The organism is Archangium sp., assembly GCF_036277355.1.
GTDB lineage: Bacteria > Myxococcota > Myxococcia > Myxococcales > Myxococcaceae > Archangium.
This window is the reverse complement of the sequence record NZ_DASUNC010000018.1, coordinates 23,715-48,618: the sequence shown is the minus strand read 5'-3', so window position 1 is coordinate 48,618 and position 24,904 is coordinate 23,715. Positions and strand designations below refer to the sequence as shown.

At 69.9% G+C, this 24,904-nt stretch carries 19 protein-coding genes and 1 pseudogene; 6 read left to right on the top strand and 14 right to left on the bottom strand.

Going from position 1 to position 24,904, the window contains the following annotated elements:
• Window positions 1–18: 18 nt before the first annotated feature.
• Window positions 19–1,035, bottom strand: a complete 1,017-nt coding sequence (locus VFZ09_RS05065; RefSeq protein WP_414640671.1) for a serine/threonine-protein kinase — start codon at window positions 1,033–1,035, stop codon at window positions 19–21.
• A gap of 210 nt (window positions 1,036–1,245) precedes the next feature.
• On the opposite strand from VFZ09_RS05065, the gene VFZ09_RS05060 reads away from it, so the two are divergent.
• Window positions 1,246–1,446, top strand: a complete 201-nt coding sequence (locus VFZ09_RS05060; protein WP_329726334.1) for a hypothetical protein — start codon at window positions 1,246–1,248, stop codon at window positions 1,444–1,446.
• A gap of 75 nt (window positions 1,447–1,521) precedes the next feature.
• Complete coding sequence (locus VFZ09_RS05055) at window positions 1,522–2,658, top strand: phospholipase D-like domain-containing protein (RefSeq protein ID WP_329726333.1); 1,137 nt, start codon at window positions 1,522–1,524, stop codon at window positions 2,656–2,658.
• Window positions 2,659–2,661: 3 nt separating this feature from the next.
• On the opposite strand, the gene VFZ09_RS05050 is transcribed toward VFZ09_RS05055, so the two are convergent.
• The 9 genes and pseudogenes from VFZ09_RS05050 to VFZ09_RS05010 form a co-directional block, all read right to left on the bottom strand.
• Entirely contained in the window at window positions 2,662–3,027 is a 366-nt protein-coding gene (locus tag VFZ09_RS05050; RefSeq protein WP_329726332.1) for a response regulator, read from the bottom strand.
• A complete protein-coding gene (locus VFZ09_RS05045; RefSeq protein WP_329726331.1) occupies window positions 3,024–4,601 on the bottom strand; it encodes an ATPase domain-containing protein in 1,578 nt (525 codons plus the stop codon). Before VFZ09_RS05045 ends, VFZ09_RS05050 begins: the two co-directional genes overlap by 4 nt.
• Window positions 4,594–4,752: a hypothetical protein gene (locus VFZ09_RS05040; RefSeq protein WP_329726330.1), complete on the bottom strand. Its 159-nt coding sequence runs from the start codon at window positions 4,750–4,752 to the stop codon at window positions 4,594–4,596. The genes VFZ09_RS05045 and VFZ09_RS05040 overlap by 8 nt, the downstream gene beginning before the upstream one ends.
• 306 nt (window positions 4,753–5,058) lie before the next feature.
• A complete protein-coding gene (locus VFZ09_RS05035) occupies window positions 5,059–5,196 on the bottom strand; it encodes an Imm52 family immunity protein (protein WP_329726329.1) in 138 nt (45 codons plus the stop codon).
• Window positions 5,197–5,238: 42 nt separating this feature from the next.
• A pseudogene (locus VFZ09_RS05030) lies at window positions 5,239–5,428 on the bottom strand (Imm52 family immunity protein); the annotation flags it as partial.
• A gap of 58 nt (window positions 5,429–5,486) precedes the next feature.
• Complete coding sequence (locus VFZ09_RS05025) at window positions 5,487–5,864, bottom strand: hypothetical protein (protein WP_329726328.1); 378 nt, start codon at window positions 5,862–5,864, stop codon at window positions 5,487–5,489.
• On the bottom strand, window positions 5,861–6,646 hold the full coding sequence (locus VFZ09_RS05020; protein WP_329726327.1) for a hypothetical protein: 786 nt from the start codon (window positions 6,644–6,646) through the stop codon (window positions 5,861–5,863). The genes VFZ09_RS05025 and VFZ09_RS05020 overlap by 4 nt, the downstream gene beginning before the upstream one ends.
• Before the next feature lie 132 nt (window positions 6,647–6,778).
• On the bottom strand, window positions 6,779–7,564 hold the full coding sequence (locus VFZ09_RS05015) for a hypothetical protein (protein WP_329726326.1): 786 nt from the start codon (window positions 7,562–7,564) through the stop codon (window positions 6,779–6,781).
• Entirely contained in the window at window positions 7,561–11,193 is a 3,633-nt protein-coding gene (locus VFZ09_RS05010; RefSeq protein ID WP_329726325.1) for a hypothetical protein, read from the bottom strand. The genes VFZ09_RS05015 and VFZ09_RS05010 overlap by 4 nt, the downstream gene beginning before the upstream one ends.
• An 853-nt stretch (window positions 11,194–12,046) precedes the next feature.
• Between VFZ09_RS05010 and VFZ09_RS05005 the strand changes: the two genes are divergently transcribed.
• Window positions 12,047–14,218, top strand: coding sequence for a serine/threonine-protein kinase (locus tag VFZ09_RS05005; RefSeq protein ID WP_329726324.1), 2,172 nt, complete (start codon window positions 12,047–12,049; stop codon window positions 14,216–14,218).
• A gap of 84 nt (window positions 14,219–14,302) precedes the next feature.
• Window positions 14,303–15,232 carry a DUF2381 family protein gene (locus tag VFZ09_RS05000; RefSeq protein ID WP_329726323.1) on the top strand — a complete coding sequence of 310 codons (930 nt, stop codon included), beginning with the start codon at window positions 14,303–14,305 and terminating at the stop codon, window positions 15,230–15,232.
• 63 nt (window positions 15,233–15,295) lie between these two features.
• On the opposite strand, the gene VFZ09_RS04995 is transcribed toward VFZ09_RS05000, so the two are convergent.
• Both VFZ09_RS04995 and ppk1 read right to left on the bottom strand, forming a co-directional pair.
• Window positions 15,296–16,006 (bottom strand): Imm52 family immunity protein, encoded by a 711-nt coding sequence (locus VFZ09_RS04995; protein WP_329726322.1) that lies wholly within the window; start codon window positions 16,004–16,006, stop codon window positions 15,296–15,298.
• 79 nt (window positions 16,007–16,085) lie between these two features.
• Entirely contained in the window at window positions 16,086–18,242 is a 2,157-nt protein-coding gene (gene ppk1 / locus VFZ09_RS04990) for a polyphosphate kinase 1 (RefSeq protein ID WP_329726321.1), read from the bottom strand.
• A gap of 150 nt (window positions 18,243–18,392) precedes the next feature.
• On the opposite strand from ppk1, the gene VFZ09_RS04985 reads away from it, so the two are divergent.
• The gene (locus VFZ09_RS04985; RefSeq protein ID WP_329726320.1) at window positions 18,393–19,895 is read left to right on the top strand and encodes a Ppx/GppA phosphatase family protein; all 1,503 of its coding nucleotides are present in this window, start codon (window positions 18,393–18,395) and stop codon (window positions 19,893–19,895) included.
• 132 nt (window positions 19,896–20,027) lie between these two features.
• Window positions 20,028–21,248 (top strand): zinc-dependent alcohol dehydrogenase, encoded by a 1,221-nt coding sequence (locus VFZ09_RS04980; RefSeq protein ID WP_329726319.1) that lies wholly within the window; start codon window positions 20,028–20,030, stop codon window positions 21,246–21,248.
• Between the two features lie 12 nt (window positions 21,249–21,260).
• Here VFZ09_RS04980 and VFZ09_RS04975 read toward each other — a convergent pair whose 3' ends face one another.
• Together VFZ09_RS04975 and VFZ09_RS04970 are read right to left on the bottom strand one after the other, a co-directional pair.
• Entirely contained in the window at window positions 21,261–22,601 is a 1,341-nt protein-coding gene (locus VFZ09_RS04975; RefSeq protein ID WP_329726318.1) for a hypothetical protein, read from the bottom strand.
• Window positions 22,598–24,670 (bottom strand): hypothetical protein, encoded by a 2,073-nt coding sequence (locus VFZ09_RS04970; protein ID WP_329726317.1) that lies wholly within the window; start codon window positions 24,668–24,670, stop codon window positions 22,598–22,600. The genes VFZ09_RS04975 and VFZ09_RS04970 overlap by 4 nt, the downstream gene beginning before the upstream one ends.
• Window positions 24,671–24,904: the final 234 nt, after the last annotated feature.

Here is a 24,904-nt window from a genome sequence, read left to right as displayed (position 1 = left end):
GCTCCCGGGTGCGAGCGCTCAGCGGATGGTGAGCTGCCGCACGAGCCCCATCCAATACGAGTGGGTGAGCGCCAGTCCAGTGCCCAGGGCTCCGGCGACGGCGACGAAGGCGAGCAGCCACCGCGTCCATGGCCGGGAGAGCAGCCTGGCCGCCTGGTCGCTGAAGTCGTCGACGACGTCCAGCTCCTTCTGGGTGAGGTGGGCGAGCGCCTCGGTCTCGGTGAGCTTCTTGCGGTGGCGGAGGAAGCCGACCAGGAGCGCCTCGTAGGACATGCCCACGCGCTGGGAGAGGAACATCTCCAGCTCGCGGCGCATGGCGGCGGCGTTGGCGAAGCGATCATCGGGCCGCACCTCGAGGGCGCGCTTCACGATGTCCGCCAGCGGCTTGGGGATGTGGGGCGCCACCTTGTTGAGCGGGGTGTACTCGCCATCGCGGATGCGGGCGAAGACCTCGCCGGTGTTGCGGCCCAGGAAGGGGCGGGCGCCGGAGAGCGCCTCGTAGAGCAGCACCCCGAGCGCGAACAGGTCCGTGCGCCCGTCCACCGGCGCGCCCGTCACCTGCTCGGGAGACATGTACGAGGGGGTGCCCACCGCCATGCCCTGCGCGGTGAGGGCCTCCAGGCCCACGTCCTTGGCCACGCCGAAGTCCATCAGCTTCACGTCGCCGGCCTTGGACAGCATCACGTTGGCCGGCTTGAGATCGCGGTGGATGATGTGGCGGAAGTGGGCGTGCTCGAGCGCCCCGGCGATGCGCGCGCCGATGGCGGCACCCACCTCGGGGGGCAGCGGCCCCTCCTTGATGAGCTCGTGCAGGGTGGGCCCGTCCACGAACTCCATCACCATGAAGAGGACGTCGTTCTTCTCCACGAGGTCGTACAGGGTGACGATGTTCTGGTGGCGGAAGGCGGCGAGCGCGAGCGCCTCGCGGCGGAAGCGCGACACGGCCTCCTTGTCGCGCACCGGGTCCGCGAGCATCTCCTTGATGGCGACCTCGCGCTGCAACATCTCGTGAAGCCCCCGGTACACCTGGGCCATGCCTCCGCGCCCCAACTCTCCGAGCACGCGGTAGGCGCCTATCTTCCGATGTCTGACGACGGGCTTCTCACTGGCAGGCACGCGCGCGAGGCTACCGATTTGCCCGCGAGGCGTCGACACGCCCGGAGTGCAGACAGCCAGGCGGTAGAAATCCCTGTTCACGGGAGAGCAGAGCGTCCCACATCACACTCCCGCTACGCTGCGCGCGCCATGAAGAAGACCCTCTTCCTCCTTCCCGCCGTCCTCATGTTGCTGCCCGGGTGCCTCGTCATCCGCGACACCCGGTACATCCCCAGGACGAAGAAGTCCGAGATGAAGTCCCGCCCCGACTGCCACCCCAGCCAGTACTGGGACGGCGAGCAGTGCCGCCACAAGGGCAAGGGCAAGGGCGCGCGCAAGCACGACGACTGACGCACGGTTTCACGGATGGGCTCCCCGGCACGAGATACCCTCACCCCGGCCCTCTCCCGAGGGGAGAGGGAGGCGTTGTCCGCGGAGGGGTCCTCCGGCGGCGTCTCCCCGGTGGGGCTGTCCGCGGAGACGCACGGGCAGTGGATCACCCTGCTCGACGGGGGCGCCGAGGCCTACCCGCGCATGCTCGCGGCCATCGCCTCGGCCACCCGGCGCGTCCACCTGGAGGTCTACGCCTTCGAGCTCGAGGGCGTGGGCACCCACTTCATCGAGGCCCTCATCGCCGCCGCCCGCCGGGGCGTGGAGGTGAAGGTCATCGTCGATGGCTGGGGCTCCATCGGCGAGAGCCGCGTGCTGGAGGACACGCTGCGTCCGGCCGGCATCAAGGTGCGCGTCCACAACCCGCTCACCTCCGTGCTCCTGCTGGGCCGCCTCTGGCGCAACCACCGGAAGATCCTGCTCGTGGATGACACGGTGGCCTTCCTCGGTGGCATCAACATCGGGGACCACTACGCCGCGGCGGAGGGCCATCCAGGGTGGGCGGACCTGGCGCTGGAGCTGCGCGGCAGCATCTGCGCGCGGCTGGGCGAGAGGCTCACCGCGGGAGCGTCCGCGCTGGAGCAGGGCCCGGTGCGCATCCTCCTGTCCGGCTTCGGCGGCGGGTGGCGCCTGCGCTCACGCTACCTGGCGGCGCTGAAGCAGGCCCGGCGCGAGGTGGTGCTGGCCCACGCGTACTTCCTGCCGGACCGGGCGTTCGTGCGCGCCCTCACCCGCGCGGCGAAGCGAGGGGTGGAGGTGCACCTGCTACTGGCCGGCCGCAGCGACGTCCCCTTCGCCCGCGCGGCCACCATGCGCCTGTACCGCACGCTGCTGCGCGGGGGCGTGCACATCCACGAGTGGACGGAGACCACCCTGCACGCCAAGGCCGCGGTGGTGGACGGCCAGCGCCTGCTGGTGGGCAGCTTCAACCTGGATCCACTCTCGCTGGTGAACCTGGAGACGCTGGTGGAGGTGGAGGACGCGGGCGTGGCCGGACAGGCCACCCGCTGGATGCGGCAGCACATGGGCCAGGCGAAGCCGGTGGGCCTGGAGGACTGCGCGCGCTCGGGGCTCCAGCGCTGGCTGCTGGACGGAGTGGGGCTGGCGGTGGCGCGCTTCGCCGAGCGCGTCGCCACCTTCATCGGCTCGCGGCGCATGCGCCGCCGGGGCTGACGCTCAGGCCCTGCCCGCCACGCCGGAGACCCGGGCCACCGCGTCCAACAGCTGCTCCAGCCGGAAGGGCTTCTTCAGGAAGGCCTGCCATTGGCGAGGCCCCCCCGCTCTCGGTGCGGTCTCGCTCATGAGGATGACGGGCACCCCGTCCAGGCCGGGCGTCCTGCGCATCTCCTCGAGCGCCTGCATGCCGGAGAGGATGGGCATCATCACGTCCATCACGACGACGTCCGGGCGGTGCGCGCGCAGGCTCTGCAGGGCATCCCGGCCATTGCCACAGACGGCCACCTCGTAGCCCTCGTCGCGCAGCACGTCCGCCACGACCTGCTGCACGTCGAACTCGTCCTCGACGACCAGGATGGTCCTCATCGTCCCCTCCCGCCGCCCCGGCCGCCCCGGCCGAGCACCTTCTCGAGCACCCCCGTCTTCCCCTTCTTCGGGGGCTTGTCCGCCTTCAGCCTCCCCTGGCGCAGGCGCCCGTGCCCGCTGAGGATGGTCTCCGCGCTCTCGAAGGAGTCGGCCACGTCGATGCCGTCGCGGGAGATGCGGAACTCGCGCAGCGAGGTGTCGTAGCGGCTCTCGCGCATCTTCATGATGGAGAGCAGCCGGTAGATTTGAGAGCGCAGCTCCACGTAGCGCAGCAGCAGGACCGACTCCACCACGTTGGCGAGCTCCGGGGTGGGCAGGTTGAGCTCGGGCTGGAAGAGCTCCAGCTCGTCCGTCATGACGGTGGTCACGTCCTGCATGCGCAGCTGGTTGGTGAGCGCCGAGAGGAAGCGGGGGACGCGATCCGGGTACACCGCCGCCGCGCGGAAGCCCTCGGCACCGTCGACGAACAGGCGCCGGCGCTCCTTCTTCTTCTCCTCGGCCCGCAGCTTCTCCAGCAACTGCTCGGCCAGCGAGTCCATGAAGTGCTCCAGCGGTGGCTGCCAGACCAGGTCGATGAGGCCCTTCTTCACATACCGCTCCAGCGGCAGGCCCACGTCCTCGGCCTTCTCGATGAGGCGGGGGGGCGGCTCGTAGAAGCCGAAGTAGGTGCCGTGCTGGCCCTGGCGGGCCCCCTCCACCAGGAAGGAGAGCCCCAACAGCGTCTTGCCCGTGCCCGGCGCGCCGATCAGCGCGGTGGTGGAGCCCGAGGGCAATCCCCCGTCGAGCATCTCGTCCAGCCGCTTGAGGCCGAAGCCCATGCGGACGCGCTGCTCACGCGCCTGCTCGGGCGGCCGGGCGAACTGGATCTCCGTGCGCGGGTGGATGACCAGACCCTCGCCGGTGATCTCCACCTCGTGACGGCCCCGGAGGTAGTCGCTGCCGCGGAACTTGTGCACCGTCAGCTCGCGCACCGCCCGCGGGCCCACGAGCTTGTCGGACAGCTCGATGACGCCATCCACCACGGCGTTCTCCACGTGCGTGCGCTCGCGCACGTTGGAGACCAGCAGCGTGGTGCAGCCCAGCAGGTTGGTGAAGGCCTGGAGGCCGTGCACGAACTCCCGGTAGGCCTGGGGCGAGGTGGCGAACTGCTCCGCGCTCTCCATGCCATCGATGACGAAGAAGGTCGCCTGGCGATCGCGCAGCGTGCGGCGGATGAGCTCCATGAGCCCGGAGAAACCCTCCTCGCGCACCTGCTGGTAACCGCTGATGTAGTAGAGCCGCTCGGGGATGAACTCCGGCTTGAAGAAGCTCAGCGTGGACAGGTGCGAGAGCATCTTCGCGTGCGACTCGATGAGCAGCGTCATGTAGACGCAGCGCCCCTCCTGCTTCTGGATGTGGTTGCAGCACAGCTGGTTGGCGAAGATGGTCTTGCCGCTGCCCGGAGGCCCCATCAGGGCATAGATGCCGCCCTGCTTGAGCCCTCCCTTGAGGATGAAGTCCAGCCTCGGGATGCCGCTCTGGATGCGAACGTCCTGCGCCTTGTTCTCCGTGCCATCTGTTCCGGACTCACTCATACCCCTCCTCCACCGCCTCCTTGGGCAGGCGCAACGTGAAGCAGGAGCCTCCGCCGTCGCGCGCCGTCAACGTCACCGTGCCCCCATGGGCACGGGCAATCCAGCGGAAGAGGGCGCCCTCCAGGGGCTCGCCGCGAGCGGCCCGCCGCACCGGACACCGCTCGGGGGAAAGGGGCGCGCGGACAACACCCGGCCCGTCCCCACCTCCACCCGCAGGACAGGCACCACGAGGAAGTCGAGGATGCCCTCCTGTGCCGATTGCTCGGACACACCCGTCTCCATTTCCTCCACCCGCGCAGCACGAACGGATGGAGCCCGCGGCACCCGGTGTCGCATGAGGTGACCGCAGTCCCCCAAGATGGGCACGGGGTCAAGGATGGCAACCGCGCCGGCGGAGCCCGCTCATCCTCCAGCGTTACCTGATGGACGGATGGCGCCACGGGGCGTGGCAGCCCGCTCAGGTGGCCGACTGTCTGGAAACGACCGGCTCGAGCAGGCCCTTCGCGCGCAGTACCTCCTGGACACGTTGGCCCAGGGCGAGGTGCTCGGGATTGGAGGCGGTGAGGCGCTCGGGTGTGCCAGAGGATGAAGCCATCCCTGCCCTCCTGGTAGGTCCTCCTCTTGAAGAAACGCAGGAAGGTATCCGCGGTGGGCTCGAACTGGAGCTGGAGCGCCTTCTTGCGCGAGTCGGCCTGCTCGAACCAGCGGGTGTAGATGGGATCACACCGCGACAGCAGGTGGAAGTACGCCTCCGCCCGCCGGGCACACTCCTCGGCGGAATCCTTGCGGCCCCCCCAACAAATGCCTGCGTAACAAGTCGCTCTCATGCGCGCTTCGCTTCAGGGCGGTGGAGTGAATACCACCTCAATACCCGTGATGAAGTTTTCAGGCGACGCTCAGCCCCTGGACCGCCACCGTCACCGCTCGCCCGGGCACCGTCACCCACCGCAGCACCAACTCGCCCCGCTTCGTCAGCGTCAGCAGCGGCACCGACAGCCGGCCGAGCTTCTCGCCCCACCCCACCGCCCTCACCACTCCCGCCCCCGAGGTGCCCACCGTCAGCAGCGCGTTGGCCAGCAGCCGTGACACCGTCCGCACCCGCTCACCCCGGGGCTTCTGGCGGAAGGACTCCCAATACTCGGGCGCATTCTGGAAGAGCACGCGCACCGCGCCCGGCAGCCGCGTCAGTCCCTCCAGGCTGTCACCGGGGTGGAAGATGAGCCGGCTCAGCCCCTCGAGCGAGGCCGCCCCGGCCCCCGTCATTCATTCCGGAACCACTCCGGGGGGATGCCCAGCACCGCGAGGATCCGCTCGGGCGAGCTCTCGCCCTTGATGTCGCTCACAACTGGCATGAATGAGTCCTCTCGTGGCGGCTGCGCAAATTGCCCGATGCACTCGCCTCCTTTGAGTCTGTTGACAACAAAGACGTCCAGTCCTGGGGAGGCAATTACTCCATAGACAGTTGCATTGGGGAGCCGCTCCGACAGGTTCACGTCAGCGAATCCTATGTCGCCCGTTCCGCTAAAGACACGGAGACCTCGTGGTGTGTCCTCGAGTTGGTATCGCCCCTGAGGGAGTGGTTTTCCGTCATCTTCCTCCAGGGCGCGAAGTGCCTCGTAGGCCCGGACGCCTTCCACCAAGGCGACATGCCGCAACGGCGTTGCCGCGGCGTTGTTCAATGGTTTCTCGCTGTCGGGCAGTGGGGAGCCGAGAGACTTCGCCAAGCCGTCTGGGCTCACTTCCAATACATCAGGTGCACCGCTTCGCCAAGACATGACGGTCCAGGGCTCGTTGGCGCGCTCAATCGAGTACACCGGCTCATCACATTCGAGCGACAGGGCTTTGGCGATTTGGATCTCGGCGCCGATGTCGATGGGGTCAGTTCCCACGATGGCGTGGTAACGGCCACTGCCGGGGATGACCTCGAAGGGCAGTTCGTCTCCGACCTCTTCTTCCCAGTCTGGCATCGCGATGGCGAGGGCGCGGCTCTCCAATCGTGCGGGCTCACCTGGAGCCAGAACCGCCCAGAGAGGCCACCGGCTCATGGTGCACCTCCGGACAAGTCTTCGGGCAGATTGAATGCGGCGCGCAACTGCTTCGTCTGCTCCAGAACTTGAGTCTCCTCTATTTGAATGAGCCTGGTGCCTCGTGCGTGTTTGCCGAGAAAGTGGCACCCCTCACTCATTGCGGAACCACTCTACTGGGATGCCCAGCGCTGCGAGGATCCGCTCGGGCGAGCGCTCGCCCTTGATTTCGCTGGCGACCGGCAGACGCGGAAACACATCAGGCGGCTGCGCGAACTCTTCGATGCCCTCACCCCCTCGCCTCACGGTAACAAAAAACTCGTCCAGGTCCGGCGAGGCAATCACCGCATACACGGTCGCGTGGGGAATCCGTTCCGACACAGTGATGTCTGCGTACCCGATGTCGCCAGTTCCGCTGGCGACGAGGAGCCCTCGCGGCGTGTCCTCGATGCGATAGCGCCCCGGAGTAAGTGGCTCGCCAGCCTCCTCCTCCAGAACCCGAATCGCCTCTTGTGCCCGGACTCCTTCCACCAATGCGACAGCCTGCAGTGGTTTCCTTGCGGGCGAGTCCGAAGACGCCTCGCTGCCTGGCAGCGGACAACCGAGAGACTTCGCCAAGCCGTCTGGGCTCACCTCCAAAACCTCAAGCGCACCCTTTCGCCACGACATGACGGTCCAGGGGTCGTTGGCGCGCTCAATCGAGTACACCGGCTCATCACATTCGAGCGATAGTTCCTCAGCGAGTTGCATCTCTGCGCCCACGTCGCTGGGGTCCGCTCCCACGATGGCGTGGTAATGGCCACTGCCCGGGACGACATCGAAGGGCTGCTCTTTCCCAAGTTCTTGATCCAAATCCGACATCACGATGGAGCGGGCACGGCTCGCCAGACGTGTGGGATCACCTGGAGCCAGAACCGCCCAGAGAGGCCACCGGCTCATGGCGCACCTCCGGACAAGTCTTCGGGCAGGTTGAATGCGGCGCGCAACTGCTTCGTCTGCTCCAGAATCTGGGTTTCCTCTATTTCAATGACCTGTGCGCCCCGTGCGTTTCTGCGTAGGAATCTCTCCAGCTTCTCCCTGGTAGGTCCACTCAGCTTGTCAGTCATGACGAGGAAAGGTTTCCCTCGGGGCGCCTTCGCCGCATCGGCGAGTTGTTCGATTAGGCGCTGCAGTTGATCTGCTAGTGCAGCCTGCTGTTCGTTGATCGGTTGCGCACTTTGCCTGGCATCCCACGCATTGAGCGCCATGCGCCACCTGTCTTTGTTCCAGCCCTTTGCTTCCACTCCATGTTGAAGCCGCAATCCAAGCATCGATGTTATCTCATTGTCGATGACGTGCCCCCCTGCCAATGGCACCTGTCTCCCCGTGAGCCGGAAGCCCGGGAAGAGCTTCTGAGCATTGCGCTCTGTCAGCATCTCCACCGCGATGCCTCGGAGTTGCTCACGCGCTCGCCGTTGCACCACGAAGTTCCACGGTTCTGCTGCCGCCTTCTGGAATAATTTCCAGGCCGTCTTCTCGTTCCGGGCCATGAAGTTGAGGTCATCCGTGGTCAGTCCTGTGGAGCGCAGCCAGCCCAGGTCCACGCGCCCTTTGCATGTTTTTCTCGCTAACTCAACGATAGCTTCGGCATCCAGTTCCGCGTGACTGACGAGCCACTCGGCTTCCCTCATGAAGGCGAGCGGATCCTTCAGGCTTGGCGCTCCAGAGCGGTGCAGCAATCCCGGAAGGGTCGGTTTCGCCGCACCGCGCGCGGAGGAGCGCAGCGATTCCACGGCGGCGAGGTATGCCTGGGCCTTGTCGGCCGGCAAGGCCGCCGCGCGCCGCGCCACCGCACCGTAGGCGAGCGCCATCTCCTGGCTCTCCGCCGCCAGCAGCTTCAACGCTTCCAGCGTCTTCTCGGCCTCCTGGGCCGCGAGCCCCGCGCCGCGAATGCCGCCGAGGGCTCGTGCGGCGGCCATTTCCCCTCGTATGGCGAAGAAGGCCTGCTTGAAGGCCTCGGCGCCGCCAGGCAGGGACAACCGCAGCCCGTCCGGTGTCGCAACGGCCTTGCCCTCGGCGTGCATCCGCTCCAGCGTCTTCACCAGGGCCTGGACGGACTCCAGCGACTCGCGCAGTCCGGACGAGGCCCGGGCGCCCGCCGCGCTCAACGCCAGTCTGCTCCGGTGCACCAGCTCGCGTCCGATGCCCGAGGTGGCCAGCTTGTGGATGTCCCGGCCGGCCAGCACCACCATGGCCACGTCATGCACCGCGAGGAAGGCCCGTCCCTCGGGCGTTCGCGACAGCTCGTCCCGGTACGTGTCCACCGCCGCCAGCGCCGCCACCAGCGAGATGCGGCCCACGAAGAGGCGCACCGCCGCTCCGCGTGCGGCCGCCAGCGTGCCGCCTTGTGCTGCCGTGGCTGGCGCTCCCGCCAGCAGCGGCGCCCGCGAGAGCGCCGACACGGCGCCGTACACCATGTGCAACTCGCTGACGCGGCCGACCGTCGACCAGACCAGCGACGTGTCCGGCGTGGAAGCGAGCAGGGCCAGCTCCATGGCCGTCATCAGGTGCGTGCGAGGCCGCGGCCCATGGACTTCCACCCGTACCCACTCCAGCGGGTGCAGGGCCCGGCTGCGCGGCAGCTCGTCCACCGAGGACAGGTAGCGCGCCTGGAACTCCTGCCGCACCGGCTGGAAGTACAAGGCCATGCGCCTTGCGGGCCCCACCGCTTCTCCGGGCAGGGCGGGTTCGGCGCCCAGGCGTACCCCCTGCCGTGCCTCCCACGCCTCTGGCGCCACCAACACCGTGGACACCTGCCCATGAGGCACGTTGAGCAGGTGGGTCGTCTCGCCCTCACGTCCCAGGTGGAAGGCAGGCAGGGACTCGAGGACGTCCAGCACGAGGGGGAATGAGGCGAGCGCCTTCTGGGTGAAGGCCTGTCCCAGCAGCACCTTCGCCTCCGGCGCGTTGCCGCCGAGCAGCTTCTCCAGCGCCCCACTCGACGTGAGCTTGCGCTCCAGAGGGGGGAATTCCCCGTCCGGCGTGGACAGCAGCACCCGCGTCAGCAGGTGCACCGCGTCCTCCCTCATGTCCGAGGTGAGTGCCGGGCCCGAGAGGACGGTGTTGAAGACGCCCAGGCGCTCGTCCGGGGTGAGCAGGGAGAGCACGTCATGGTCGAGGGCGAGCAGAGGCCGGGGCTCTTGCGGTGTCGCCGCGGCCAGGGCTGTCTGGAGAAGCTCCCGCCTCAGGGCCGCCACCTCGCCCGTACTGGCTCCCAACCCCGGCCGCCAGTCCCCCGGGCGGATGAGGAGCGTGCCCGGGTAGTACCAGGAGGCGTTGCCCTCGGGGCTCTCGAGCGGGCCGGGAGCTCCGGGGGGGGTGTTGAATTCGGCGCTGTAGCCGCGCCAGCGCCCGTCCTTGCCGAGGAGGATGACGCGCGGTGTGCCTCGGGGAGCGTTGCGCACCCGTAGCTCCGCCCGCTCCAGCGACGTCTCCTCGGTGAGCAGCAATTGGGTGCGGACCTGGACGCTGGAGCCGTCGGGAAAATAGAAGCGGCCCACCACACTGCCCGGAGCGAGGGCGGGCGAGCCATCCGTGACGTTGTAGCTCGTCTTGAAGCGCCTGGAGCGCAGGGCGACGGCCTTGCGCAGGGGCTCCGCGGCTTCGCCGAGGGAGGGCCAGTCCTCGTCCCGCCAGGGGCCGAGCGCCTGGAGGTAGCGGTCGAAGTAGCTCTGCCCGGCCCCGTCCGGAATGTCCGAGCGCTGGGCCCAGCGCAGGCCGCGTTCCACCACCGTGGCGGCCGCGGCCCTATCCAGCGAGGCCGCCGAGAGCAGGGAGCGGCTCCAGGCGACATCCGCCTCCAGCTGCGCCTCCAGGGCACCGCGCATGGCGGCGAGTAACTGTGGCACGAGCGCTGGAGGGTGGCGTACGCGCACGCAGACCGGGAAGCCCTCCAGCGCGCTGGAGGGTGGCGCTCGGGGCTCGATGTCGAAAGCGCCCGCCGCCGCGGCATCCCCGAAGAGACGCGAGGCAATCTCCTCCCGCGAGGCGTATCCGGCCACCCAGAGCAGCTCGGGCCGCTCCGGGTCCACCTGCACGGGGAAGGAAGCCTCCTGCGCCCAGAGGAGTGTGAGCGCCCTGTCCTCCCCGTCCTCGGGCGTGTACTCCCGCTCCGTTTCAACCCGTTCGTCCTCCAGCCACTCGGGTGGAATGTCTTCCACGGGCGGGAGGCGCCAGGAGCGCTCCAGGGCGGGCGTGTCCCGATAGTCCCAGCCCCACTCGTAGGTGAGGGTGAGCATGGCCCCAGCGCCAATGCCCTCAGGGATGTCTACTTCCACCTCCTCCCGGCCTGGCTCGCGGCTCACCACCCGGGGCAGCGCTGCTGCCTGGGCCGTGCTCGGGTCCACCCGCAGCCGCTTGTCCTCCCCCCAGTTCAGCTCGCCCGCGGCAATGACTTCATCGCCTGCCTTCACCACGAGGCGGCCGGGGTCCACCACCCGGAGGGAGAGCGCGCCTTCCTTCCAGTCTTCCAGGCGGGGGTTGGAGGCTTTGGCTCGCGCATGTGCGTTGGCCGAGAGCGTCACCCTCACTCGTCTCGGCTCTTCGCCGGCCGCACTCATGCTGACCACGAGGCAGCTTGCGAGCACGAGGACCTGGAGTCCTCTGGCCCAATGTGGCTGGCGCCTGTTCCCTCCCCTTCCCTCCTCCGGTTCCCCCCCGCTGTGCGCCGAAACCACCGGCTCCGGGCCCGTGCTGGCCTTCCCAGGTGCCGATGCTCCGAAGCCGGGACTCGAGTTGACCAGGAGGATGCCTGCGCGCGCCGGCGGGAAAACCGTCAGTGCTGGGGGCGGCCGTGCGCACGCGGTGGATGCATCACCACGACGGGCGGACATGGTGCACCTCCTCACCTGGACGAGCCGGAAAGGGACACGGGATGCGTGAGGCACGCCGTGGCGAGGCCCTTGCCCGAGTGGAGAAGCCCCCGCCCCAGTGTGTCAGCGCCGTCAGGTTCCGGCCATGTGGAACACCGATTCCGGGCAAGTGGAACGCACCCGGCAGGGGACGAGGGGGGCCAAGAACCCCTCCCCAGGTATACGCACCCAGGTGGACCTTCCCGGCGGAGCCCCTGCCCGCGACAGCCAGATGCGTGCGCATGGGCGGTTTTGACGCGGGGAGACGAGCCCTCTGCTCGACACGGGTAGACGTCTACCACCGGGGCACTGGTAGACGTCTACCACTCCAGGGGCACACATGCGCACATGGAACCACACCACTGGTAGACGTCTACCAGTCAAGCCCACCCCGGTGGCATTCCCGGGTGCTTCAGCAGGGGCCTGTCCACCGCGTGGACGGGCGCGAGCGGCTCCGGACAATGACTGGCACCCTGTGTATCCGCACGCCTTGAGCCGTCCTGTAGGCTGGCCCACCTCGGAGGTGGTGTGCATGAGCGAAGCCAGCACGCGGAGCGGTGGGCAGGAGCAGCAGCGGCCAGGAGCGGTGGAGCCCCTGGAGGAGGAGGCCTCCCCCTGGCGCCCCCGGCCGGGCCTGGTGGTGGCCGGCTACACGTTGGAGGCGCGGCTGGGCACCGGCGGCCAGGGCACCGTGTTCCGCGCCTCGCGCGGGGGCGTGCTGTACGCGGTGAAGTTCCTCTTCCTGCCGCGCACGGCGCGCTGGGCCTGGCGCGAGCGCGACGTCATGCTCAAGCTCAGCAGCGTGGGCGGCCTGCCCCTGGTGCAAGAGGGCGTGTGGCCCGAGCACCAGCCCTTCTACCTCTTCCTCGTCATGCCCCTGGTGCGTGGGCTGCCGCTGGACGTGTGGACGCGCGTGCACAACCCCTGTGCCCTCGAGGTGGCGCACCTCTTCGGCCAGGGCGCGCGCCAGCTGGCGGTGGTGCACGCGGCCGGTGTGGTGCACCGCGACGTGAAGGGGGCCAACCTGCTGGTGCATGGCGAGGGGCAGGTGGTGCTGGTGGACTTCGGCGTGGCCACCTACGAGGGCGCCCCCCGGTTGACGGGCGCCTTCCCTCCGGGCACCTGGTCCTACCTCAGCCCCCGGGTGTGGCGCGCCTGGCGCGGCCTGGAGGACTCGCGGGCCTGCCCGGGTGACGACGTGTGGGCGCTGGGCGTGGAGCTCTACCTCGCGCTCACCGGCGCGCTGCCCTTCCGGGGCCGCGAGGGCGAGCTGGTGCATGCCGTCCTGCACGAGGAGCCGCCGGTGCCGCACGCATGCAACCCCCGGGTGCCACGGGCGCTGGGCGAGGTGTGCTGGCGCATGCTGCGCAAGGTGCCCGAGGAGCGCTACCCGGACGCGCTCGCGGTGGAGGCGGCGCTCGCGCAAGCGTTGAACGAGGCGGACGACACGTGGCGGGAGCCGCTGTGCGAGGCCTGGGGGCCGCACCACGCCACCACCGTGCTCGAGGGCGACATGTGGCGGGGGGCGGACGTGCTGGCGCTCTACGAGCGGCGGGCCTCCTACGCCCGGGTGCCGGTGCGCGGCAGACCGCGGGCGCCCGACGAGGTGTCCACCCTGCTCCCGCAGGCGCCGCCCGAGGCGCCCGCCGCGGGCACGGCGCCCGTGGAGCCGCCCGTGCCGCCGCCCGCGCAAGGGGAGGCACCCGAGGTGACACCGCAAGTGGCCGTGCCCCCAGTGGCGGCGCAAGAAGCCCTGCCGCTCGCCGGGCCCGAGGTGCCGCGAGCGGTGGACGAGGCCCCGGCGGTGACACCGCCGGCTCCGCGCGTCCGGGAAGCCGCGCGGCCCGCCGCCCGCTCGCGCCGGGCGCTGCTGGCCGCGGGTGCGGTGCTCGCGCTGGGCCTGGGCCTGTGGCTCGCCATGCGTCCCCCGCCTCCCGCCGCCGTGCGCACCGCGTCACCCCTGGAGACACCTCGCGCCAGCCTACCCGGGGAGTTCCTTCCTATCAGCCTGGAGCCGGGTGGCCAGGAAGTGGCTTCCCCGTGGAAGCGGCCAGAAGGTGACGCTGGCGCGACGCCCCCTGGGGCGGCAACCCCCGCGCCCGTCGCCCCTGCGACGCCGCCTCCAGAGACGCGCGTGAAGACTCCAGCGAAGGAAGCCAAGACTCCCACCCTCCCGAAGCAGACGGGCTCCACGACCACGAAGGTGGGCGCGGCCGTGCTCGGCTGCGCCCTGGCCACCGGCTGCCCCAGCCCCGCCACCACCGCCCAGGTGCTGCCCACGCCCCCGCTGCCCCCTCCCGCCGAGTGCCCCCCCGGTGCGCAGCAGGCCATGAAGGAACTGGAGCTCACGCGCGAGTCCGAGGGAGTCACCATTCACCCGTTTCCGGGGAAGGCGACGACCACCGTGAGGCCGGGCCTGGTGACGATGCGTCTCAATGGCCAGGACCACTGGGGCAAGCTGCCGCGCGACACCCTGTTCACCGGCCAGTTGCTCTTCGGCGAGCGGGTGCAGGCGCGCCTCACCCAGGCGTACACCCCCGAGGGCCAGGCCTATCCGGTGTGCCTGGAGGTGACGTCCGGGCGGTATTGGGGCTGGGAGAAGGAGGAGGGCAGTGGCCAGGACACCGCCGTCGTCCGCAGCATCTCGACGGCTCTGCGTCCGGTGAAACGCTTCGGCGAGGCGTCGCGGTACGAAGACCAATAGAAGCCGCGCGGCGACTGACGGGAGGAACAGGAGGGGCCGACTTCCGAGGACCTGCTAGTGTGGGCCACTCTGGAGGTCACCCCCATGTCCACACTGCTCGCCGCCCCCCTGCTGCTCGCGCTCCTCGTTTCCACACCCGCCTCGCCCCACGGGGTGGAATGGGACACGCCGGACGAACGCCTCCTGGAGCTGACGGCGGAGAACGCCGGGGAGCAGCACCCGGTGCGCATCCGCCCCCACCAGTCCACCACGCTGGTGTTCGACACGCCGCTGCAGCCCGGTGGCGTGCAGGTAGAGGACGGGCAGGGGATGAAGGTGGCGGTGAACGAGGCCGAGGGCATGGTGATGCTGCTGCCCACGCAGGCGCCGCCGCCGGACAGGCCGCCGCGGGTGACGGTGCGCTTCGCGGATGGGCAGGTGCCTGGCGGCGTCACCTTCCGGCTGGTGGAGGACGCGCCGCGGGCCGAGCACCAGGTGCGGGTGTACCGCCAGCCCCGCTCGGGGGAGTCGTTGCAGCTGGAGTCCCGGCAGCAACGCGAGCGGGCCGAGCGGTGCGAGGCCGCGCTGGCGCAGGAGCGTGCCCGTCCGCAGGGGCCGTGTTCCGGAAGTCTCCAGGGACTGCTGGAGGCCGGGCTGGTGAAGAAGGGGTTGGGCATCCTGGCGCGCGAGCTCAAGAGCAGCCTCACCCAACGTCCCGGATCGCCGCTCGAGGTGATAGAGGCCTGGAGCTACCGAGCCGAGGCACGGCAGCAGATGGCGGTAGAACTGTACGTGACGAACACGAGTGACCTGGCCTGGACGACGGAGGGGGCGGAGCTCGTCAGCACGGAAGGCGTCCGGCTGCGGGTGACGCGGGTGTGGCAATCCAAGCTCCTCATGCCGGGAGACCAGGCGCGGCTCGTGGTGGAAGCGGAGGCGCCGGAGAAGAAGCAGTTACGAAGCACCTTCCTGCTGAAGCTGCGCGAGGCGGGTGGAGCGCGCACCTTCACCGTGCGCGGCGTGCGCTTTCCCTGAGTGCGGTGACCCGCTCCCCCCGGGAAGGCGGAACCTGCCCCTGAGCACCCCGCCCCGCCCGTCTCAACCCGGGAGCGGAGCCAGCAGGCCGGCCTTCTCCAGCCGCTCGCGCACGCGCCCGGCCAGCGAGACATGCGCCGGGTTCTCCAGGGAGAAGCGCTCCGGCGTGAGGATGATGAGCGTGCCCTGCTCCTCCATCGGCTCGGCACGCGCGGGCCTCGGCAGGGGCGGCACCCTGCCCCGCCGGCCCGAGACGTACGTGAGCCACCCGAGGCAGGCGCCTCCGTCCTCCATCGTCTTCTTCGCGCCCCGGTCTCCCTCCGGAATCACCGCGCACCCGTCCGGGTCCCACGCCAGCACCATGGCGCGCACCACCTCCTTCAGCACGGAGACGGTAAGCACCCGGCTGGCGGCCGGCTCCTCCCGAGGCAGATGCAGCAGGCACCCGTTGGGATAGAACGTCTCATTCGAGCCGCAGATGAAGCTCAGCATCCCTCCCCGCCCCTGCTGCTCCTGTCCCGTCCACGCATCGAAGGTGAACACCTCGCGCGCCAGCCGGTACTTCCTGCGCTCGAAGAAGCGGAGGAACGTCTCGGCGGTGGGCTCGAACGGCAGCTGGAGCGAGTGCTTGCGCGAGTACGCGTACTCGAACCAGCGCGCATAGGCCGGATCACACCGTCCCAGCTGCTGGAAGAGCACCGCCACGCGCCGGGCACACGCCTCGGCGGACTCCCTCCGGCCTGCCCAATGTGCCCCCGCCTGGAAAAGTTCCATTACCCATGACATACGCCATGGGTAACAAAGTGACCATCCCAGAATGAGATGCCACCCCACCTTCCCGGTGGGGACCGGGTCAGCTCCCCGTCTGGGGCACCTGGCGCACGGGCACGGGTGCGTCCGGGGCCGTCGCGTGGCGCAGCGCCTGGAGGGGCTTGGTGTCCGGCTGGTTGTTGCGCCGGGCCAGTTCCATCAGCACCCCCTGGCTGCGCACCGCCGTGCCCTCCCGGCCCACCGGGGCGTAGGTGCCGTCCACCTGCAGCCTCCGCGCCTTCACGTTGTCCCGGAGCGCCACCCCCAGCACCTCGTCCAGCAGCCGCTGGCGGATGGCCGGATCCTCCACGGGGAACATCGTCTCGATGCGGCGCAGGAAGTTGCGCGGCATCCAGTCCGCGCTGCTCATCCACACCTCGGGGTGGCTGCCCGCCCCAAAGGCGAACACCCGGCTGTGCTCCAGGAAGCGGTCCACCACGCTCGTCACGCGGATGCGCTCGCTCACCCCGGGCACCCCGGGCCGCAGGCAGCAGATGCCGCGTACCAGCAATTCAATCTCCACCCCCGCCTGGCTCGCCGCGTAGAGCGCGCGGATGACGGTGGAGTCCACCAGCGAGTTCATCTTCGCCACGATGCGCGCGGGCTCGCCCTTGCGGGCCTTGTCCGCCTCGCGCTGGATGAGCGCGAGCACCTTCTCGTGCAGGCCCATGGGCGCCACGGCCAGCCGCTTCCACTGCGGGGCCACCGCGTAGCCGGTGAGCATGTTGAAGAGCGCGCTCACGTCGTCCGCTATCTCCTCGCGCGAGGTGAAGAGGGACAGGTCCGTGTACAGGCGCGCGGTGTGGGGGTTGTAGTTGCCCGTGCCCAGGTGCACGTAGCGGCGGATGCCGTGGCCCTCGCGGCGCACCACCAGCGCCACCTTGGCGTGCGTCTTCAGGCCGATCAGCCCGTAGACGACGTGCACCCCGCTCTCCTCCATCTTCCGCGCCCAGGCGATGTTGTTGGCCTCATCCAGCCGGGCCTTGATCTCCACCAGCACCGCCACCTGCTTGCCATTCTCCACCGCGCGCGACAGCGCCCGGGCGATGGGGCTGTCCCCGCTGGTGCGGTACAGCGTCTGCTTGATGGCCAGCACGTCCGGGTCCTCGGCGGCCTCCTCCAGGAAGCGCACCACCGGGTCGAAGGACTCGTAGGGGTGATGCAGGAGGATGTCGCGCCCGGTGATGACGTCCAGGATGGACTCCACGTCGCGCAGCACCGGGGGCACCGTGGGCGTGAAGGACTCCACGCGCAGCTCCGGCCGCGTGTCCAGCTCCGTGAGCGCCATCAGGTCCAAGGGCTGCAACGGAAACTGCTGCCGGTACACGTCCATGGGCCCCAGCTTCAGGGCCGCCGTCAGCAGGGACTCCATCTGCGGGCTGGCCGAGGCATCCAGCTCCAGGCGCACCGCGGCGCCTCTGTCTCTCCGGCGCAGCTCCTCCTGAAGGGTGGAGAGCAGATCCTCGCTCTCCTCCTCGTCCACGTTGAGGTCCCAGTTGCGTGTCACGCGGAAGGCGGCGGCGTGCTCCACGACGTAGCCGGGGAAGAGCTCGGCGGCGCACAGGGCGATGACATCGCCCAGCAGCAGGAAGGCCAGACCCTTCTCGCCAGGCATGGGGACGAGCCGGCGCAGCACGCTCGGCACCTGCACCACGGCCAGCGAGGTGCCCCGAATGTTGCGCCGGCGCTTGGGACCCTCGCGCCGCAGCAGCACCGCCACGTTGAGGGACTTGTTGCGCAGGTGCGGGAAGGGGTGGCCCGGGTCCACCGCGAGCGGGGTGAGCGCCGGGAAGACGGACGTGGTGAAGGAGGTGCGCGCGGCCAGCTTCTGCTCGGCCGTCAGCTTGTCCCGCGTGAGGATGGAGACGCCCGCGGCCTGCAGCCCCGGCAGGAGCTCCTCGGTCCAGAGCCGGGAGGCCGAATCCACCAGGGCGTGCACCCGCTCGCTGATGGCGCTCAGCTGCTCGGCGGGGAGCAGGCCGTCCGCCGCGGGCTCCGCCACCCCGCTGGCCAGCTGCTGCTTCAGGCCCGCCACGCGGACCATGAAGAACTCGTCCAGGTTGGAGGAGGCGATGGCGAAGAACTTCAACCGCTCGTAGAGCGGCAGCTCCCGGGAGCGCGCGTCGTCCAGGACCCGCTCGTTGAAGGCGAGCCAGGACAGCTCACGGTTGATGAAGAGCTGCGAGTCATTGAATTCCACGGGCCTGGAGTCTGGCAGGTGTCGGGTGAGGACACGTGACGGCCCCGTGACGTCACGTCACGGACCTGTCAAGAAGCCCAGGTAAAAGGTGGGCCGCCCGACAGTGGAGGCCCTATCCTTCGAGCCGCAACCATTCTGAGCGCCCACCCCATGCCCACCTCCCCCCAACAGCCCGTGCTCGCCGCCATCGACGTGGGCACCAACGCCGTGCGCCTGGAGCTGGCCCGGCCGGACGCGGAAGGCTCGCTGGAGACGCTCCACCAGGAGAGAGATCCCATCCGCCCCGGAGAAGGCGTCTTCACCAGCGGGGAGATGCCCGAGGAGACGGCGGCCCGGCTGTTGTCCACGCTGCGGCGCTACGCGGCGCTGTGCCGGCGGCACAAGGCCCGGGTGCGCGCGGTGGCCACCAGCGCCATGCGCGACGCGAAGAACCGCGATGAGATCGTCCAGCGGGTGCGCGACGAGGCGGGGCTGAACCTGGAGGTGGTGAGCGGCAAGGAGGAGGCGCGCCTCATCTGCCTCGGCGTGCTGCACCGCAAGCCGCCGCACACGCGCTCGCTGCTGGTGGACATCGGCGGGGGCTCCACCGAGGTGGTGCTCGCCACGGGAGAGAAGCCGGATGAGCTGTGGAGCCTGGCACTGGGCTCGGTGCGGCTGACGGAGATGTTCGACGCGGCCGGGAAGGTGACGCCCAAGCAGCTGCGGCTGATGCGCAGCTACGTGGAGGAGCAGATGCGCAAATCCATCCCCGAGCGCCTGCCCAACCTGCCCCGGGTGGCCCTGGGCTCCTCGGGCACCATCAACGCGGTGGTGGGCTTCGCGGCGAGCGAGGGCACCGGACACGTCTCCGTGCGCCAGCTCACGAACGCGGTGGAGACGCTGGCGGACATGACGCCCGAGCGGCGGCGCAAGCGCTTCGACCCGAGGCGCGCGGACATCATCGTGGCGGGCGCCACCGTGCTCGAGCGGGTGGCGAAGCACCTGGGCGTGGAGACCGTCACCGGCGTCAACCGGGGCCTGCGCGACGGGCTGCTGGTGGACCTGATGTACCGGCAGGACGAGACGCGCGAGGACCATTCGCTGGCGGACGCGGCGGTGGCCATGGGGCGGCGCCTGCTCTTCGACGAGAAGCACGCGCGGCAGGTGGCGTCGCTCGCCCTCAGGCTCTTCGACGACCTGGCGGCGCTGCACCAGTTGCCGCTCTCGTGCCGGCCGTACCTGGAGACGGCCGCGCTGCTGCACGACGTGGGCAACGCCGTCAGCTACGAGCGCCACCACAAACACACCTACTACCTCATCCACAACGGCGACATCCCCGGCCTGGCGGACCGCGAGCGCGAGTTGGTGGCCCGGGTGGCGCGCTACCACCAGCGCAGCCCGCCGGAGCTCAACCACTCGGGCATGGAGGGGCTGAGCACCACGGAGGCCCGGCTGGTGCGCAAGCTGGCCACGCTGCTGCGGGTGGCCAACGCGCTGGACAGCAGCCATCACCAACCGGTGAAGGAGCTGCGGGCCGTCAATGGCCGCGACGCGGTGTCCCTGCACTTCAAGTCGCGCCAGCCGGTGGACCTGGAGCTGTGGACGGTGGAGCGCGAGACGGCCCTCTTCCGCCGCGTCTTCGGCAAGCGGCTCGCCCTGCACGTCGGCCGCTAGCCGCGCCGCCCGCCCTCCAGGAGAGGAAGCGCCTCCGTCTGGCACCGGACAGGGCGCGTGGCCACCCCTAGCGGGGAGATTCCGACGCCAGCGCGCTCAGCGCCTGGAGCCCCGCGGGGGGAAGGAGCGGCAATGAAGGCAGTCGTCTTTCATGGCATTGGAGACATCCGGCTCGAGGACGTCGCGGAGCCCGTCCTCCAGCAGGACACGGACGCCATCGTCAAGCTGACGGCGAGCGCCATCTGCGGCACGGACCTGCACTTCGTGCGCGGCACCATGCCGGGCATGAGGCCGGGCACCATCCTCGGGCACGAGGGCGTGGGCATCGTCGAGGCGCTGGGCCCGGACGTGCGCAACCTGCGCGTGGGAGATCGGGTGGTGATTCCGTCCACCATCGCCTGCGGCACGTGCTCGTACTGCCGCTCGGGGTACTACGCGCAGTGCGACGTGGCCAACCCCAACGGCAAGCGCGCGGGGACGGCGTTCTTCGGCGGGCCGGAGATGAGCGGGCCCTTCCACGGGTTGCAGGCGGAGAAGGCACGGGTGCCCTTCGCCAACGTGGGGCTGGTGAAGATTCCGGACGAGGTCACGGACGCGCAGGCCATCCTGCTCTCGGACATCTTCCCCACGGGCTACTTCGGGGCGGACCTCGCGGAGATCAGCCCCGGGGACACGGTGGCGGTGTTCGGCTGCGGCTCGGTGGGGTTGTTCGCCATCCTGAGCGCGAAGCTGATGGACGCGGGGCGCATCTTCGCCATCGACTGCCACGCGGACCGGCTGGAGGCCGCGCGCAACCTGGGCGCCGAGGTCATCAACTTCGACGCGGAGAATCCGGTGGAGGCCATCCTCCGGCTGACGGGCGGCATCGGCGTGGACCGGGCCATCGACGCGGTGGGCGTGGACGCCATGCACGCGCACCACGGGCCGGCGGCGAAGGAGGCGCGCAAGGAGAAGGCCGAGTTCAAGCGCGAGCTGAAGGAAGTGGCGCCGCACACCAACCCGGCGGGGGACAACTGGGTGCCGGGTGACGCACCGGCCCAGGCGGTGATGTGGGCGGTGGAGGCGCTCGCCAAGGCGGGGACACTGGCCATCATCGGCGTGTACCCGCAGCAGATGCGCACGTTCCCGCTCGGCCAGGCGATGAACAAGAACCTGACCTTGAACATGGGCAACTGCAACCACCGCAAGTACATCCCCCACCTGATGGAGCTGGTGCGCGCGGGCGCGGTGGACCCCACGGAAATCCTCTCGCACGTGCAGCCGCTGACGAGCGCCCTGGACGCCTACCGCTCCTTCGACGCGCGCAAGCCGGGCTGGATGAAGGTGGAGCTCGAGCCCGCCATGCTGACGTGAGCCTGTTCTTCTTCACGAGCGGTGGCGCGCGGCCACGCGGTAGAGCCGGGTGAGGGAGTAGTCCAACAGCGCCTGGCGCGAGGCCATGTAGTGACGGGCTCGGACAAAGGGCAACCACACCCGGCTGCCCACCCGCACCTGGGCTTCCTCCAGCTTCTGGCGCGGTATCCACCGCCCGCCCAGGTTCCTCACCAGCACCTCGCCCAGGTACGCACCAATGGCGGGCACCGCGTACGCCTCGATGTTCTCCCGCAGGCGGCTCCTCGGGAAGTTCTCGCGCCAGAAGTAGAAGTCCACGTCCGTGAGGGACTCGGGCGTCTCGTCGAAGACGGAGGGCACCTTCGTGTGCAGCAGGGCCACGAGGTGCTCGGCCAGGGTGCCGTAATGCTCCAGGGCGCGCACCGGGTCATCCACGTCCGGGGGCAGGGCCGCGTCGGCGGGGCGCCACTCCTCGGGCTCGGGCGGCTGCCAGGTGTTGAGCCCGGAGATGGTGCGCTGGCGCTCGTGACTGGCGGTGTGGTCCACCACGCGAGAGAGGAGCGGGGCCACGTCAGGGTGGAAGCGGGGCTCCACGGGGGCGAGCGTGGCGCTGCGCTCGCGCAGGGTGCGCAGGAGCGTGTCGAAGTCCAGGTCCGGACGAAGGTGGGCGTGGGCACGGGCCTGGGCCAGGCGCGCCTCGTCGCTGGCGAAGTCCGCGGCGGTGGGCCACGTCATCAGCAGCACGCAGCCGTTGGGCAACTCCTCCACCCGGTGAGCCGGCGTGGACAGCACGCGCTCGCGGCCCACCGTTTCCACCAGCCTGGGGCCGAAGACGTTGAGCCAGCCCACCTCGTACACCTTGTCGAAGCCATCCCGGTACCAGGTCTCCTTGTCGCGGCCGAAGTCAGGGAAACCCGCCAGCTCCGTGTCATCACTGCTATGGGCGATAGCATGGGGGACCGGGTAGCGGCAGGCCCAGGCGCGTACCATCTCCACGAAGTGGCGGCAGCGCTCCGCCTCCGCGAAGAAGGAGAGCGGTTTGACATTGAGCCAGACCTCCAGCGTGGGAGGCTGGGGGGGCAGCCAGAGCCAGAGTGTCATGTCCAGCGCGGGCCACTGCGTGCGATAGAGTCCAAGGGACGTGAGGTTGCCGTCGCGTGCCTCCTCGAGGGCTTTCCAGAGGGCGGCACGGGCGTATTTGCGCCGCCGCTTGCCCTCGACGGCGTCCGGCATCCACCCGTCAGCATGCGCCTCCAGCGCGTGGAAGAAGGGCTCCAGTTCGGTCTCCCGTGCCGCCCGTGGGTCAAAGGCGCCTTTGAAGGAGAGCCAGAGGTAGTCCTCACTCTTCACGCCATGAAACTTCAGCACCTTCATTGCACCAGCACCTCCACTCCTGGAACCTGGAGCTCTGCTGCTAGCATGGCTGCATTCAAGTTTTTCGCACTGTCGGGCTTGAGCTCGTTCCCGTCATAGACGAGGCGAACCCGCTGGATGGACACCTCGCTCCCCTGGTGCAAACGAGATTGGAGGGAGGGCCGACGGATGTCCAGCACCCCTCCGTACTTCTGGAGCGCTTCGCGCGCATCCTCGATCATCTGCCCTCTCAGAGCCCTGCCTTCCAAAGCGGACAGATCGCGGCTCTTGAAGCTGAAGGTCTCGACGCGAGGAGGTACTCCCGCGGGCCCGCCCTCCTCGATGACGAGCACATCCGCGTAGCGCAGGCCACTCTCCGGCTTCCAGACTCCCACGGAGCGCTGGACACGCGGCTGGATGAATGCTCCGAGGAAGCGGCGCTCTGCCCGGGGCCGCTTCGCGTCGGCCTCCAGCAACGCCACCATGAAGCGCTCGAAGGCCAGCCCCCGGGCAAACCTCGTCCACAACTGCTCATAGTCCACCCAGCGCAGGGGCCCCTTGGCGGCCTTGCCCTGTCGAAGCTCTCCCAGGCGGTTCTCGTAATAGGCAACGTACTCGCCCCAACGCGGGTTGCCTTCGGCTCCGGGCGGTGGAGCGTCGGGCGAGGGCCGTTGCCGCTCCAACGCCGCCACGTCCCGGGGCAGCCGCGCGCCCGAGGACTCTCCCTCCACCAGCGCCAGCCGCGCCTCCACCACCTCCCGGGTGAGGCCCGCCGCCTCGTCCACCAGAGAGGCCAGTCCCCCGGCGCGCTCCATGGCTCCGGCTTCCAGGGGGGCGCGTGCGGCGTCATCCGCCCCGCGGGCCACCTGCCTGGAGCCCTGCGGTGCGCGGCTCTCCACCGCCGGGGCGCCGGTAGCTCCGGGCCGGGCCCGGGACATGAGTGCCTGCGCCCGGGCCACATCCCCCCCGGCCTCGCGCAGCGCCAGCGCGGCGTCCACGCCTCCCACCGCCACGAATTCGCCTGCCTCCCGGCTCGCGCGAATGTCCCGGACCAGCTCCTTCAGGCCGTTCACCCCCAGCCTGTCCTCCACCTGCCGCGCCAGCTCCCGCAGGCGCACCTGCACCGCCTGGGGCCCCAGCGTGGCCCGAGCCTGGGACAGGGCACGCAGGCCCTTGCCACCAACATACAGGGTGCCCAGCAGCAGGGCGGGTGCCAGCTCGCGCGTGGCCTGCTCGTAGTGGCCCAGGGACAGCGAGTGCGCGCCCTGCCCCGTGCCCGCCACCAGGGAGTAGAAGCCCAGCGGCACTCCGAATGTCATGGAATCGAAGGTGCCCAGCGCCACACTGCCTGGCGAGAAGTGGCGCAGCGCCAGGGCGCGCTCCACCTCGCGGGCGGCGTGCTGATAGGGCGGGGGCAATTGCGCCCACCTCTGCGTCAATTCCAGGTAGCGCCCGCCGTCCACCAGGGAGCTGGTGGCGAGCGCGTCCCGGGCGGCACGGCCCAGGCCCCGCAGCACGTCCCCGGACTGCTCGCCCCGCTCCGGGTAGCGGGAGAGGGGCAGGCCGCGCGTCTCCAACTCCTGGCGCACGGCGGGCATGAGGGCCAGCGTCTGCCCCAACTGCTTGTCCTTGGCCAGCAGCCGCAGCACCGCGTCCACTTCGTCGTCGTGGGCCGAGTGCAGCACGAAGAGGGCGAACACCTCGGCGTGGAACGGCCCGTAGCGCTCGGTGGCGCTCACCAGGAAGGCGGCGCGCTTGCGTTGCAACACGGGGGCGGCGTCCTGGCGCACCGGCCCCAGGGCCCCCAGCCGCACCGCGCTCCACTCGTCCAGGGCCTCCACCAGCCGGGGCATGTCCACGCGCTGTTGCAGAGCGACGTATTCCGCGGGCGAGGTGCACGTGAGGAAGGGCGAGAGCAGCGCTTCACCGCCGGAGGAGAAGTCGGGCCAGCCCGGGGGCACGGCCAGGCCGCCGCAGGAGGCGGGGCCCTGGGAGACGTTTCCCCCGCTGGCGCTCGTGTCGGAGCCCAACTCCCGGGTGCCGCGGCGCTGGTACAACCGCTCCGGCCCGCCTGCCTCTCGAGGCGTCATGGGAGGCGGCACCAGGGGCGAGCGCAAGAGGGCACGCGCGCAGTGGAGGCCACCCCGGCCGTGGTGCGGTGCCCACGTGGCGCAACCGCTGGTGGTCAGCAGGACGGACCCCAGCAGCACCACACACCGGGCTGCGCCAGCTGTCAGACGTGGAGCCTCACGACGCTTGCACACACGGCACCTCCCCACCGGGCCACGCACGGCAGTCGGGGAGCGCGGTCCGAAGCAGCAGAG

Excerpts from the sequence above, each read along its gene's own strand:
- VFZ09_RS05065 (WP_414640671.1), bottom strand. The coding sequence starts at position 1,035 with ATGGCCCAGGTGTACCGGGGGCTTCACGAGATGTTGCAGCGCGAGGTC.
- VFZ09_RS05060 (WP_329726334.1), top strand. The coding sequence starts at position 1,246 with ATGAAGAAGACCCTCTTCCTCCTTCCCGCCGTCCTCATGTTGCTGCCC.
- VFZ09_RS05050 (WP_329726332.1), bottom strand. The coding sequence starts at position 3,027 with ATGAGGACCATCCTGGTCGTCGAGGACGAGTTCGACGTGCAGCAGGTC.
- VFZ09_RS05045 (WP_329726331.1), bottom strand. The coding sequence starts at position 4,601 with ATGAGTGAGTCCGGAACAGATGGCACGGAGAACAAGGCGCAGGACGTT.
- VFZ09_RS05035 (WP_329726329.1), bottom strand. The coding sequence starts at position 5,196 with ATGGCTTCATCCTCTGGCACACCCGAGCGCCTCACCGCCTCCAATCCC.
- VFZ09_RS05025 (WP_329726328.1), bottom strand. The coding sequence starts at position 5,864 with ATGACGGGGGCCGGGGCGGCCTCGCTCGAGGGGCTGAGCCGGCTCATC.
- VFZ09_RS05020 (WP_329726327.1), bottom strand. The coding sequence starts at position 6,646 with ATGAGCCGGTGGCCTCTCTGGGCGGTTCTGGCTCCAGGTGAGCCCGCA.
- VFZ09_RS05015 (WP_329726326.1), bottom strand. The coding sequence starts at position 7,564 with ATGAGCCGGTGGCCTCTCTGGGCGGTTCTGGCTCCAGGTGATCCCACA.
- VFZ09_RS05005 (WP_329726324.1), top strand. The coding sequence starts at position 12,047 with ATGAGCGAAGCCAGCACGCGGAGCGGTGGGCAGGAGCAGCAGCGGCCA.
- VFZ09_RS05000 (WP_329726323.1), top strand. The coding sequence starts at position 14,303 with ATGTCCACACTGCTCGCCGCCCCCCTGCTGCTCGCGCTCCTCGTTTCC.
- VFZ09_RS04995 (WP_329726322.1), bottom strand. The coding sequence starts at position 16,006 with ATGGAACTTTTCCAGGCGGGGGCACATTGGGCAGGCCGGAGGGAGTCC.
- VFZ09_RS04985 (WP_329726320.1), top strand. The coding sequence starts at position 18,393 with ATGCCCACCTCCCCCCAACAGCCCGTGCTCGCCGCCATCGACGTGGGC.
- VFZ09_RS04980 (WP_329726319.1), top strand. The coding sequence starts at position 20,028 with ATGAAGGCAGTCGTCTTTCATGGCATTGGAGACATCCGGCTCGAGGAC.
- VFZ09_RS04975 (WP_329726318.1), bottom strand. The coding sequence starts at position 22,601 with ATGAAGGTGCTGAAGTTTCATGGCGTGAAGAGTGAGGACTACCTCTGG.
- VFZ09_RS04970 (WP_329726317.1), bottom strand. The coding sequence starts at position 24,670 with ATGACGCCTCGAGAGGCAGGCGGGCCGGAGCGGTTGTACCAGCGCCGC.